10 protein-coding genes and 1 pseudogene are annotated in these 13,278 nt (G+C 53.4%); all 11 read left to right on the top strand.

Features of this window, described 5'->3' with window-relative positions:
- Positions 1-224: 224 nt before the first annotated feature.
- Positions 225-740: an Hcp family type VI secretion system effector gene (locus AC1RR7_RS26985; protein ID WP_007949952.1), complete on the top strand. Its 516-nt coding sequence runs from the start codon at positions 225-227 to the stop codon at positions 738-740.
- A gap of 130 nt (positions 741-870) precedes the next feature.
- Positions 871-2,913 (top strand): type VI secretion system Vgr family protein, encoded by a 2,043-nt coding sequence (locus AC1RR7_RS26980; protein WP_493158782.1) that lies wholly within the window; start codon positions 871-873, stop codon positions 2,911-2,913.
- Positions 2,901-3,293 carry a hypothetical protein gene (locus AC1RR7_RS26975; protein ID WP_493158781.1) on the top strand — a complete coding sequence of 131 codons (393 nt, stop codon included), beginning with the start codon at positions 2,901-2,903 and terminating at the stop codon, positions 3,291-3,293. Before AC1RR7_RS26980 ends, AC1RR7_RS26975 begins: the two co-directional genes overlap by 13 nt.
- Before the next feature lie 24 nt (positions 3,294-3,317).
- Positions 3,318-4,061, top strand: coding sequence for a DUF4123 domain-containing protein (locus AC1RR7_RS26970; RefSeq protein ID WP_493158780.1), 744 nt, complete (start codon positions 3,318-3,320; stop codon positions 4,059-4,061).
- The gene (locus tag AC1RR7_RS26965) at positions 4,058-8,983 is read left to right on the top strand and encodes an RHS repeat-associated core domain-containing protein (RefSeq protein ID WP_493158779.1); all 4,926 of its coding nucleotides are present in this window, start codon (positions 4,058-4,060) and stop codon (positions 8,981-8,983) included. Before AC1RR7_RS26970 ends, AC1RR7_RS26965 begins: the two co-directional genes overlap by 4 nt.
- On the top strand, positions 8,980-9,330 hold the full coding sequence (locus tag AC1RR7_RS26960; RefSeq protein WP_493158778.1) for a hypothetical protein: 351 nt from the start codon (positions 8,980-8,982) through the stop codon (positions 9,328-9,330). The genes AC1RR7_RS26965 and AC1RR7_RS26960 overlap by 4 nt, the downstream gene beginning before the upstream one ends.
- Positions 9,331-9,419: 89 nt before the next feature.
- Positions 9,420-10,355: pseudogene (locus AC1RR7_RS26955) on the top strand (RHS repeat domain-containing protein); the annotation flags it as partial.
- Positions 10,352-10,822, top strand: coding sequence for a hypothetical protein (locus AC1RR7_RS26950; RefSeq protein WP_493158777.1), 471 nt, complete (start codon positions 10,352-10,354; stop codon positions 10,820-10,822). The pseudogene AC1RR7_RS26955 and the gene AC1RR7_RS26950, both read left to right, overlap by 4 nt.
- A gap of 157 nt (positions 10,823-10,979) precedes the next feature.
- A complete protein-coding gene (locus tag AC1RR7_RS26945) occupies positions 10,980-11,450 on the top strand; it encodes a hypothetical protein (protein WP_493158776.1) in 471 nt (156 codons plus the stop codon).
- Positions 11,451-11,618: 168 nt separating this feature from the next.
- Positions 11,619-12,116 (top strand): hypothetical protein, encoded by a 498-nt coding sequence (locus AC1RR7_RS26940; protein WP_493158775.1) that lies wholly within the window; start codon positions 11,619-11,621, stop codon positions 12,114-12,116.
- Positions 12,117-12,246: 130 nt separating this feature from the next.
- Positions 12,247-13,272 (top strand): hypothetical protein, encoded by a 1,026-nt coding sequence (locus AC1RR7_RS26935; protein WP_273535257.1) that lies wholly within the window; start codon positions 12,247-12,249, stop codon positions 13,270-13,272.
- Positions 13,273-13,278 lie beyond the last annotated feature (6 nt).

The following is a 13,278-nucleotide window of genomic DNA, read 5'->3' as shown; positions in this document are numbered from 1 at the left end:
CCTGTAGCCGAGTGCGCAACTTCTTGCGCAGTACTGCGCAAGAAGTTGCGCACTTTTGGCCTTAATTTGGCATGAAACATCTTGAAACATGCACTTAACAGCAGTTTCGCCCCCGTATCACGGAGACTTTGGTAAAGCTGGCACGGTCCTTGATATAGCTTTGGCACCCACCGGGCGATTTCGCCTCCCGGGCACCCTAACTTTATCCGCAAGGAGAGCATCCCATGGCAACACCAGCGTACATGTCGGTTACCGGCGAAAAACAAGGCCTGATCACTGCCGGCGCCTTCACCGCCGACTCCGTTGGCAACACCTACCAGGAAGGCCACGAAGACCAGGTTATGGTTCAGGCTTTCACCCACGACGTGATCATCCCGCGTGACCCGCAATCCGGTCAGCCAACCGGTCAGCGCGTTCACAAGCCAGTTGTGATCACCAAGGTCTACGACAAGGCTTCGCCTCTGCTGCAAGCCGCTCTGACCTCCGGCGAGCGCATGAGCGAAATCGTTATCCAGTGGTACCGCACTTCGGCGCAAGGCACCCAAGAGCACTACTACACCACCAAACTGGAAGACGCGATCATCGTCGCCATCAACAACAAAATGCACAACTGCCAGGATCCAGGCAACGCGCACTTCACCCACCTGGAAGAAGTGCAGTTCACCTACCGCAAAATCACCTGGACCCACGAAGTATCCGGTACTTCGGGTTCCGATGACTGGCGTGCTCCAGTCGTTTAATTACGGCTGATCGTTTCAAGCATCGGCCAGCTCTGCTGGTCGATGTTGTTTACGCCCTCCAGAATTTCGCGTGCGTTGATCCGCCTGGCGGTCATCGACGAACGCCGCTGTACAGCACGAGGAACAAGGGATGTTCGCGCCGGCCAATGAAACTCACTTTGCCCTGACCATCGAAGGTCTTTCCAACGACTTTCAGGTGTTTACCCTCACCGGTCGGGAAGCCATCAGCCAACCTTTTGTGTTCGAGGTGGAGCTGGTCAGTGAGCAGCCGTCGCTGGACCTCGAAACCCTGCTGCACAAACCGGCCTTTCTGCAGCTGTCGCCCGACGGCAGCGGCATCCACGGCCTGATCTACCGCGCCGCGCAAGGCGATTCCGGCAAGCGCCTGACGCGCTACTCCGTGACCCTGCGCCCGCAACTGGCGTACCTGGCGCACCGGATCAACCAGCGGATCTTCCAGAACCTCAGCGTGCCGAAAATCATCGGCAAGGTCCTCGAAGAACATGGCATCCAGGGCAACGCCTATGAATTCCAGACCGGTTCGATCTACCCCGAGCGCATCTACTGCGTGCAGTACGACGAATCGGACCTGCATTTCATCCAGCGCCTGTGCGAAGAAGAAGGCATTCACTACCACTTCCAGCACAGCGCCACGGCGCACAAACTGGTGTTCGGCGACGACCAGACGGTGTTCCACAAACTGGCGCCGGTGGCCTATCAGCAGGACTCCGGCATGGTCGCCAGCGACCCGGTGATCAAGCGCTTCGACCTGCGCCTGGAAACCCGTACAAGCCGCACCACCCGCCGCGATTACGACTTCGAAAAACCGCGCATCACCCTCGAAAGCGAAAACCGTGGCGACGCCCTGCCCGACCTCGAGGATTATGACTACCCCGGCCGTTTCGTCGACCGCGAGCGTGGCAAACACCTGGCCAAACGCGCCCTCGAACGCCATCGCAGCGACTTCCAGCTCGCCGAAGGCAAGAGCGACCAGCCGCTGCTGGTCAGCGGCCATTTCCTCGCGCTGAAAGAACACCCGAAGGCCAAGTGGAACGACCTGTGGCTGCTCACCGAAGTCCTGCACGAAGGCAAGCAGCCGCAAGTGCTGGAAGAATCGGTGACCAGCGACACCACCGCGCTGAAAGACGATTTCCATCAGGGCTACCGCAACCGCTTCCAGGCCACCCCGTGGGACGTGCCGAACCGGCCGCCCCTGCGCCACCCGAAACCGCGCATCCTCGGCAGCCAGAGCGCCGTGGTCACCGGCCCCAAAGGCCAGGAAATCCACTGCGACGAATACGGCCGCGTCAAAGTCCAGTTCCACTGGGACCGCGACGGCCTCGCCGACGACAAGACCAGCTGCTGGTTGCGCGTCTCCAGCGCCTGGGCCGGCGCCCAGTACGGGGGCATCGCCATTCCGCGCATCGGCATGGAAGTGCTGGTCACCTTCCTCGAAGGCGACCCCGACCAACCGCTGATCAGCGGCTGCCTGTACCACAAGGAAAACACCGTCCCGTACGCCCTGCCGGCGAACAAGACGCGCACCACTTTCAAGACCCTGAGCTCGATGGGCGGCGGTGGCTTCAACGAACTGCGCATCGAAGACAAGAAAGGCCAGGAACAGATCTTCCTCCACGCCCAGCGCGACTGGGACGAAAACATCGAACACGACCAGAAAATCCGCGTCGGCAACGAACGCCACGACGTCGTGGAAAAGAACAGCTACAGCGAGTTCAAGGCTGAAGAACACCACACGGTTTACGAAGACCGCAAAGTCGAAACACGAGCCAACGACCACCTGACCGTGGGCGTGAACCAGCACATCAAGATCGGCACCGGACAATTCATCGACGCCGGCCAGGAAATTCACCTGAGCAGCGGGATGAAGGTGGTGCTGGAGGCTGGCGCTGAACTGACGTTGGTCGGGGGTGGCAGCTTCATCAAGATCGATGGCGGCGGCGTAACCATGAGCGGGCCGGCGATCAACATCAACTCCGGCGGTGGGCCGGGGAGCGGCACCGGTGCGGCGCCGTTGATGCCGGGCGTACTGAAACAGGCCGATGCCGATAAGGCGGGTGCCGTGCTGACACCGGCGCAGATCAACACCCTCAAGCGTAATGCGCCGTTTTGTGAAGAGTGTGAGAAGTGTAAGGCAGGGGCATGCGCGATCTGACTTGCGGGCGCCATACGCGAACAAATCTCATAGCGCTCAGAGGCCGAGTCAATCTGCGCGTTTTGTCATGCTGTTTATCGGGTGTCTTGCTGACTCAACCGCAGACCGCCTCCGCAGCTGAGCGTCGCAGCGCCGTACCCGACGACGTCTCCAGCTACGTAATCAAGAGAAACAACTGTGACTCGCTTCGCGGTGATATTCCCGAGTATGACCCGGCCGACCCTGACAACATCAATCAGCTCGTCAGCAATGCAAACAAGTACTGCAAGGGAACAGATCAGCAGCTCAAGCAGTTGAAAGAAAAATACTCGGGAAACGAAAGCGTTCTGCACGAGCTTTCGGGTTACGAAGAAAACATTGAAGCGGACATGAGCCAATAGGCTCACCCATCAAGGACGGTTGTTGTGGCATCTGAAAAAATCACTCCCCAGGCCTGGCTCTCCGCGCACCCGCTCAAGGCGAACGAACGCCTGTACCTGATCGTCAGCGCCGCCAGCGATGCCGAAGCGCTCAAAGCCTTGTATCAGAGCGAACCGTCCGTCCAGGCCATTCCCGTCTGGGGTGGAACGCCCTACTCCACCTGGCAACCGGTGATGCCCTACGTCGCCGAACTCAAGGCCAACTCGGCTTTCCTGCCCTGGATCAACGAAACCGACGCCCTCGACTGGGGCTGGCTGGCGGTCTCCCGCTCGGAACCCAACGAAGTCTTCGAACACCTGCGCAGCCTGACCCAAGTGAAAATGCCGGACGGGACCGAGGTGTTTTTCCGGTTCTGGGATGGGCGGCATATGTATCCGATTCTTGAAGGGCTGGGTGAGAGCGCTGGGGAGGTGCTGCCGGTGTTTGAGCGGTATCTGGTCAATGGCCGCAGCCTGGAAGTCGGACCGAGGGTGGTGCCGAAGGCGAGGGATTGGCCGTGGTGGGAGGTGCCGAAAGATCTGCTGGACAGTTTGATGGCCGAAAACCCGTCGACCGTGATCGGCAACATGATGCAGTGGCTGCTGGACGAACATGCCGACCTGTACTTTTCGTTCCCGGAATCAAACCTGCAAAAGAAAGTGGCGCGCTTCGTAAAACGCACGCCACTCACGGAAGAAAATTTTACCGGCCTGCTGAAGGCCCATCTGGAAAGTGAGGTGGCTGTATGAGCATTTTGATGGGCGGGATTGTTGGCAGCCTCAACGCAAAACAACCTGACGCTCAGGCCATCATCAGCGACTTCAAGAAGTGTCTGAAGGATTATCGCGAGCATGCCGAAGCCTGGTACGGCGGTATTCTGGACGCAGAGCAGCAGTTCAAGGTCGGTGACGAAGTCGGCACGGCGGATAAGGACAGCAAAAAGGAAAATACCCTTTATGCCAACTGCCCGGCCAACGGCAAGCTCGTGCTCGTACACAGTTTCGAATCCGCTCGCTTTGTGCCGATCGGCAATACGCCGGTACGTCTGACGCCTGTGGTCGATGGTCGCTTCGTTGGTAAAAACGAAGTGGGGCCAGCGATCAACAAAACCATCGATGCGACCGGCATCCTCGAAGTCTCGGGCCTTACACCGAACCAACAATACAAGATCACCTTCTTCCCCAACCCTACGCCTGCCCAGATCGATAGTCTGTTCAACTCCTATCAGGGGGTAATCGGCGAACTTGGAGGCTGGTTACAGACGGAGTGGAGCACCAGTTTCCTGCCGCTCTGGCAAGCGCACACCGATGCCTCGCTGGGCGGGCGTGCCCTGCAAGAACTGGAAGCGGCGTGGGAAGGTTTTCTGAAAGCGATCATGGGTTTGTGGGGCGATATCAAAAGCCTCTATGACCTGGTTGCGCACCCTCGTGAGAACTACGAGAAACTGAAAAACTTCTTCACCGAAGAACAGATCAAGAAGATTTATGACGCCTCCGCAGAGGCCATTCACACTGCCCTGCTGATTGCCAGCGACGAACCACTGATGTGGATCTACGTCGCTGCCATCGTGGCCTGGGTGAAAATGCTGCCGCCGCAAACCTGCACCGAAGTTCTGGCTCAGATGAGCACGGAGTTCCTGCTGAACATTCTGGTCGGCGTCGTCCTGACTGGCGGTCTCGGTCTGGCGGTGCGTGTCGGCACGAAAGCCATCAAAGGCGTGCAAGCCAGCGGCAAAGTCGTGAAGCTGATTGAAGATTTCACGGGCATGCTGATGAAAGTCAGCAAATCCAAGGCGACACCGCATACCGAGGCGTCAAAGCCTTTGCTGCTTAATGGTGATGCGGCGTTCAACCCGGCGCGTAAGGCCGATGTTCAGATTGCCAGCCCCAAACCTGCTGAAACCGCGAAAGCACCTCAGCAGAAACATCCTGTCAGCGGTGGAAAAGTTGAATCCGATGCGCAGGTTCAGGCCCGTAGAAAAAATGAACCTGACTCTCGAGCAGAGCAAGTAGAAAAGGTCGACAACGCTCCAGATCAGTCGAAAAACCCGGCTGATCAACCCTCCAAGTGCTCCAGCGAAACGTGCGTTAAAGATGACCCAATTTCGATGGTAACCGGTGAGGAATTACTTACCCTAACCGACGGTGAACTTATTGGTTCGCTGGCTTTGGAATGGACCCGTCTGTATCGCAGCAGTGCGGTTGAAATAGACAGCCGTCTCGGTCATGGCTGGAGCCACTCGCTTTCACATCGTTTGCAACTCGACGACGAAGGTGTTTTGTGGATAGATAACGAGAATCGTCGGACTCGGTTCCCTATGCCGACGGAACAACGACCGGCTATTACGAATAGCCTTGCGCAAGCAGCAATCTTCCTGGGCGACGCACCCGGTGAACTCGTTCTGACCCAGTCCGGACCCAAAACACGCTTTTACCATTTCCGTGCCGGACGACTGACAACCATCAGTGACGCCTATGAAAACCGCCTGCACCTGAGTTATGACTTTGTTGATCGCATTCAGCGTATCGACAACGGTGCCGGACGTTCCCTGTTGCTTCGCTACGACGATCGCCACATTGTGGCAGTCGACCAACAGCAACAACGTGCTGAATATAACGATCGCGGTGAGCGCCAAGATCCATGGCTGACCATCCAGACGATGGTCACCTACCGCTACAACGCTCGAAATCAACTCGTGTCGGCGATCAATGCTGAGGGTGAAGCCGAGCACTACCGCTACAACGAGCAACACGTCATTGTGGAGCGGCAACTTGCCGGTGGTGCCAGTTTCTTCTGGGAATGGGAGCGAGAAGGCAAACTCTCCCGCTGCGTTCGTCACTGGGCTAACTACTCGCAATTGGAAGCGCGCTACGAATGGGATGACAAAGGCTCAGTCACCGCTTACAACTCGGACGGCAGCAATCAAGTCTATGTGCATGATGAGAATGCGCGCCTTATCAGTGAGACCGCACCCGACGGCGGCGAAACGCAAAACTCTTATGATGATCAAGGTCGTCTGATCGCAGTAAAAGACCCGATGGGCGCGATCACCGAATATCAGTACAGCGACGCAGGACGCTTGATTGCGGTGATACCGCCCGAGGGAGTTCCGACCCGTTATAACTATTTCAACGGCCAGCTCATTGACGTTCAGCGGGGCAAAGCCCGCTGGAAATACGAGCGCAATCGTCAGGGCGACATCACCCAACAAACCGATCCCAATGGCAACGAAACCCACTACAGCTACGACAGACAGGGCCGACTGGTAGAGATTCGCCACTCCGATGGCAGCCGTCATCAACTGGGCTGGAACAACCTCGGACAGTTGCTGGAAGAACGCTTACCAGATGGCGGCCAATGCAAGTACCGATACGATGCGCTTGGCCGGCAAATCACCCGTCAAGACGAATTCGGTGCCATTACCCAATATCAGTGGGACGCCGTAGATCGCCTGAACCAAGTCACCCTCCCCGGTGGCGCGACCCGTACCTTCACCTACAACCCGTATGGGCGTGTCACCGCCGAACGCGACGAACTCGGCCGCATCACCCGCTACGAATATGCTGACAACCTGCATCTGGTCAGCCGACGCATCAACCCCGACGGCAGCCAGTTGCGCTATCGCTACGACAACTCGGGCCTGCTGCTCACTGAAATCGAAAACGAACGCGGCGAGCATTACAAACTCGACTACTACTCGAACGGCCTGATCCAGCAAGAAACTGGTTTCGACGGCCGCCGTACCGCCTACGAATACGACCTCAACGGCCAGTTGCTGAAAAAAACCGAATTCGGCGACGACGGCAGCGAACTGATGACCGAGTATCAGCGTGATGCTGCCGGGCGACTTTTGGTGAAAACCCTCGCCGATGGCGAAGAGATCCATTACAGCTACGACGCTCTGGGTCGTCTGGTGAATGTCGACGACGGCCACTGGCCGCTCGCGTACGAATATGACGTGCAGGATCGTCTGATCACCGAGCATCAGGGCTGGGGCACCACGCGCTACGAATACGACAGCGTCGGACAACTGAGTCACTGCCGCCTCCCCGACGGCAGCACACTCGACTACCGCCATTTGTCCGGCGGACGTCTGAGCAGCATCGACCTCAACGGCTCACGCCTGACCAGCCACCAGTTCAGCGCCGGTCGCGAACAGCAGCGCCAGCAAGGCCTGTTGCTCAGCCAATACCAGTACGACGAACAAGGTCGCCTGCAAGCGCACAGCGTCAGCCAGCGTGAAAAAAACCTGTTCCAGCGTCGCTATAACTACGACGCCAACGGCAACCTCGCCGGCATCGACGACAGCCGCAAGGGCAACCGCAGCTTCCACTACGACCCGCTGGATCGCTTGACCAGCGTACGTGGCGCGACACCGGAAACCTTCGCCCACGACCCGGCCGGCAACCTGTTAGGCCAGAACAACGAAGGCACAGCCAACCTCGCCAACGTCAAAGGCAACCGTCTGCTGATGCAGGGCGACCGCCACTACGACTACGACGCTTATGGCAACCTGATCCGCGAACGCCGTGGCACCGGACAGAAACTCGTCACTGAATACCGCTACGACTGTCAGCATCGACTGATCGGCGCGAGCCTGCCGGATGGCAACACCGCGTCCTACAAGTACGACGCATTCGGTCGCCGCATCGAAAAAACCATCGACGGCCATACCACCGAATTCTTGTGGCAAGGCGAACGCCTGATCGCCGAAAGCGGTGAAAACCGTTATCGAACCTACATCTACGAACCCGGCAGCTTCCGTCCACTGGCGATGCTTGATGGCGAAGGCCCGCGCAAGGCAACGCCGTTCTACTACCAGCTCGATCATCTGGGCACACCGCAGGAACTCACTGACTACAGTGGCGAGATCATGTGGTCCGCGAAGTACCGCGCGTACGGCAACCTCGTTGCGCTGGACGTCAGTGAAATCGATAACCCGTTGCGATTCCAGGGTCAGTATTTCGATGCGGAGACAGGGTTACATTACAACCGGCACCGCTACTACAATCCGGGAACAGGGCGGTTTCTGACACCGGATCCGATCAAGCTTGCGGGTGGGTTGAATAACTACCAGTACGTGCCTAACCCTACGGGGTGGGTGGATCCATTGGGGTTGAATGGATGTCCCGATAGCAACGGAGGGACCCCATCAGAGAATGGCAGTGATCCAACGAAAAAGGCTGTCGTTAACAGTGGGGAACCTAACCCACCACAAATGTCACGTGCGGAACGACAAGCTCGAATTCATGAGCTGACGGAAGCAATGGCATACAAAGAACTAGTAGCCATGGAAAGTCTTTCGCCTAACTATCATTTCCTCGAAAAACATGGTGCGCAAACTACCACCAACTCGCAATTGGAAAGGGCGACAACGGGGAAAAACCCTACTACCGGAATTGTGGAAACCTATCAAAGCGGGAAGATAGTCAAGCCTAACTCAACTCGCTACACAAGTCACAAAGCTCAATTAGCAGCAATTACACGCGCAATGCGAATTTTTAAGAACACGGGAAATAAAGCATTAGCCGAACGCCCTATGAGCATGGGTGGAATAATTGGCGAGGGCTATAAAAAAGGTGGAACAAAATACAAACAGCAAACAAAAGCCGTTACAATCCTTGACACAAACGGCCTACCAAAAACCTCTTACCCGAAGTACGAACAATGAAACTACAACCAACCCTGGATATTTTGCCGTCTCTACTTTTCGCCTTTGACGTGGATAGCAATCAAAATGTTGAAGCAGAAGAACAGATAGCAAGTACAGACATAAACAACGAATTAGAGCTTACTAAGCTTTTCGACGCTTTTATCATGCCAGACTTCACAAGCCGAATAGCAAGCGAACAGCAATGGTATATAGACTCACTTACATTCTATCTAGAAAAAAACGAAAGCTTCAATCGAATCTTTTCAGACATGACAACATACTTCCCTGCCCCACCATCCAACAAACGCAACTTTATGAAAACATTACTAAACTGCCTTAAAAAGTACCAAGCCATAAATAAATAAAGCAACCAAAGGGGACAGATTTATTTTTCGTTGAAACTAAAAGAACTAAAAGTGTAATTAAAGAAAATAAATCTGTCCCCTTTTCATTCGACGGCGAGGGTCCACTAAAGGCCACGCCGTTCTACTATCAACTCGACCACCTCGGCACACCGCAGGAACTCACCGACTACAGCGGCGAGATCATGTGGTCGGCTAAATACCGTGCCTATGGCAACCTTACGGCACTAGATGTCAGCGAAATCGACAACCCGCTGCGCTTTCAGGGCCAGTATTTCGACACTGAGACGGGGTTACATTACAACCGGCACCGCTACTATAATCCGAACACAGCGCGGTATCTGACGCCGGATCCGATCAAGCTTGCGGGTGGGTTGAATAACTACCAGTACGTACCGAACCCTACGGGGTGGGTGGATCCGCTGGGGTTAGACAACTGCCCTGGTGCTGATTGCAAGCCACCAAGCAACACAGCAAATGCAACAAAACCTGATCGAATCCCGATGAGTCAATCTGAGTATGATGACGTTATCAATTTAGAGCGAGGCAATCGACCTGGAAGCGCACGTGAATATTTGCCGGAGCAATATGTAAACCTTCACGAGGAAGCACTCAGGCAACAAGGTGGTTCATTTGTTGTTATTGACCAGTGGATTGAGCGTTCCTCGTATCCGACCTTTCCCCCTAGAAAATTTGTAGGTCTGCCCTCCGAAATGGATAGTGTGGTTGCAAAATACAAAGCGAGTGGTGGTGACTGGGAAGTTCTAAATCGAGAACTAAATCTTGGTTCAAACGATCTATCGTCAGCTAAAATTTACTTAGTAAAAATAAAACCTGACGATCCACGATTCAAGTACGAGATACCGAACGGCAATGAAGCAGGTGCTTATCCTAAAGAGTGGGTTCCTGGGGGCGAGACGAAGAGTGGTACAAAAGAAGCAGCCCTCATTGGCTCTGAGAAAATCAATCACGGCGCTGACATGAATAAACTTCTAAGCCAATTCGACGACTGGGAACAACTCCAATGACAAGCAACTTTGAAATAGCTTCTAAAAAAAATGAATTCCCTGATTATTTCAGAGGAAATGGCCAGTACTTTACACCAGATCCGGATTGGGGAACTCAGCTGCACATCATAAATTGGCAGGGACTTTGCGGCTATTTGACCCCCCTTAACAACTCGACGGAAATATTGAGGGATGCTTTCAGCGAGTTCTTAAACTCCATTGAGCCTACAAAAAATGATGCCAACGACCTACTTGAAAACATCGGTTGTTATTACTATCTAAGAAACAAGCATCCTTTCTTGTCAAAAGATGGATTTGATCTTGTGCGAGACAGTACTGATAGTTACAAACAGAAAATCTCTCTTGTTATGAGCTTTCTTAGAAAAACAGTCACGACTAACAACAATCCTCAAGAGTTGGAGCTTTATAATCGCCGGATGAGCAAGCTCATCAACGACGGAGGTCCAGCCAACATAGATAACCTCTGATTTTTTTGGGGTGCTGGGATCTATAAGCCAAAGGGGACTAAGCGAATGGGCATCCCCTTTTCAGTCACTTTTTAGTCCTGATCGGCTCAGAAAGCATCACCCACAACAGATATATTGGAACGCTGCTGAAAAACTTCGAAGATTGGGAAAAGCTTCAATGAAAACCACATTTGAAACCGCCTTGGATCAGCATGAAATTTCCGAGTTTTTCAAAGGTGAAGGGATTTATTTCGCTAGAGGTTCCGATTGGGGTGACCACCTCTATGTCAGCAATTGGCAGGAAATGTGCAGTGTTTTAAAAAATCAAAAAACGCCTCAGAGCCTTTTGACAAAAATATTTGAAGACTACGCAAAGTATCTAAGCGAGAATTACGAGGATGCAACGGGCCTGCTCTCAAATATAGCCGCATACTACATCCTAAAAAACAGAATAAGCTTTCTTTCAGACGAGAAATACGACCTAATTGAAAGCCTTGACAAAAAAGCAAAAAACAATGTCAGCACCCTATTTAGACTACTAAGAAAAGAATACGACAAAAAAAACGAAACCTCATCGAAGTATTCCTTTGAGCAAGAGCTTCAAAGATTAAAAAACAATGGCTGCGCTATAGACATTGAAAAACTTTAACAAATCCACAGACCCAAAAAAAATCAAAAGGATAGATTTGTTTTCGTTCAAGAGAATAAATCCGTCCGTATTATCACTAAAACAGATCTCCAGGAATCAGTTTCCATAGCTTTGAACAACACATCCACTCACTACCCGCCCGACCACTAAACTTACTAAAAACTCAACATGAACTGCCATAAAATCACCCTACCGAATGACTGGATTGCAGAATTTAACAATACAGGTGAGTTCCATATGGGAGCAGAGGGTTGGGGTCTTCTGCTAACAGGCCCAAATCAAAATCGCATCAATTATTTCAACGACCAAGTTGTACTTGTAAACGATGACGAGGGCGTACACGCAAGATCGTGTATTCGCTTATCTGACAATGGCGTCTACGGTTACCTCACCACTGCCGTGGACAGTAGTTGGGTCATCGACTTTTCACGAGGAATGATTGCTCCGCACCGGATCAGTATCCAGCAGCGCCACGATGGTTATGATGAGACTGTATCAGTTCACGAGCAGCCCGCATTCAAACGGACCAGGCAGTATTTGAGCGTTAGCGGGAAACACATCTACCTGACCTTCCCCTTCACCCGCGACGAAGACTTTCCGACAGTCTGGGAAGAATATTTGTCGATTCGACGACGGCAGATCGACGAACTCTACTTTCGCAACTGAGTTCACCAAACAGACCTATAATCAAAGGGAACATATAACCAAAGGCGACAGATTTATTTTTCGTTTCATTAACCCCCCTCATAAAACCAACCTCACAATCTGATTTACAACCAACACAAAGGACTGTCTCTTGCCACACCTAACGCGCTCCCTAACCCTCATCCTCGCCTTGACTCTTTCCCTGAACGCAACCGCCCTGTCACTACGCTCAGAAAAACGTCCCGACGGCACCGTTGCGTTGTTGCTGACAAATGATCCCGCAGCACCCACTCCCCCGAAACTCAATCAGGATCCCGCGATCCGAACTTCGCTGGTTAATTTTTTTGGCTATGCGACCGGTAGCTACACAAACGACAACACCATGATCGTGCAGCAGGTCCTTGAATCCCTAGATTCAGAAATTTCGTCTTTTGAAGAGGGTGTTCCCGCTGGGAAAAAGATGATTACAGCCATGAATGACCGTAATAACGGTGTCGAACGGGCTGCCTTGTTGCTGGATGAAAAAGGTCAACTGGTTGCGGTCGGGTTGGTAAACGGACACTGCACTGTAAAGTCCCGAGAAGAGTCGTTGAGCTGTAATGACCTAACGGACACTGTGCTGACTATCTTCCAGTCGAAAGGCGCGAAAAAAGATGATGCTGCGCCTCTTGTTACCTGGAGTAAGCAGTTGCCGCCCATGCAAGCCATCCTTGCCGAGAGCGACGATCCTGAAACACGCGCTAATGTGCAGAAAATTGCGACCGTGGAATACGTTTCCACAGATCCGAAAAAGGCGGCGTGGAGCGCCTCACAGCTTCCGTCAGATTTTCCCGAATTCATGCTTCCCTTGCTTCCAGAACAAGCTCATTTGATCGGTGCTGGAGCACACGGAAAATTCATAACGCCCGGCATGGTAGGCGCCCCTATGGATGGCGACTGGGATCAAATAGCCGGCCGGCCACGACATGAGTTCGAGGTCATTCTGCAGACCTACACCGAGTACGCAAGCGTGTTGGAATTTTACAAGCAACAAGCCAAAGACTCCGAGATCAGCGGCACCGAGAGAAAAGCACTTGTTGAGGGGTATATCGGTGGCGGGACCTACAAAATCGAGATCAACAATCGAAAAGAAGAGGGAACTGTGATCACCCTTTCAGCCTGGAAACAGGAAGTCTGATGTACA

Source organism: Pseudomonas sp. GW821-FHT11G12, assembly GCF_058808055.1.
This window is presented reverse-complemented; position numbering and strand designations above follow the sequence as displayed.

Coding starts and splice junctions, on each gene's coding strand:
- AC1RR7_RS26950 (WP_493158777.1), top strand. CDS start 10,352: ATGACAAGCAACTTTGAAATAGCTTCTAAAAAAAATGAATTCCCTGAT.
- AC1RR7_RS26985 (WP_007949952.1), top strand. CDS start 225: ATGGCAACACCAGCGTACATGTCGGTTACCGGCGAAAAACAAGGCCTG.
- AC1RR7_RS26940 (WP_493158775.1), top strand. CDS start 11,619: ATGAACTGCCATAAAATCACCCTACCGAATGACTGGATTGCAGAATTT.
- AC1RR7_RS26960 (WP_493158778.1), top strand. CDS start 8,980: ATGAAACTACAACCAACCCTGGATATTTTGCCGTCTCTACTTTTCGCC.
- AC1RR7_RS26945 (WP_493158776.1), top strand. CDS start 10,980: ATGAAAACCACATTTGAAACCGCCTTGGATCAGCATGAAATTTCCGAG.
- AC1RR7_RS26980 (WP_493158782.1), top strand. CDS start 871: ATGTTCGCGCCGGCCAATGAAACTCACTTTGCCCTGACCATCGAAGGT.
- AC1RR7_RS26965 (WP_493158779.1), top strand. CDS start 4,058: ATGAGCATTTTGATGGGCGGGATTGTTGGCAGCCTCAACGCAAAACAA.
- AC1RR7_RS26975 (WP_493158781.1), top strand. CDS start 2,901: ATGCGCGATCTGACTTGCGGGCGCCATACGCGAACAAATCTCATAGCG.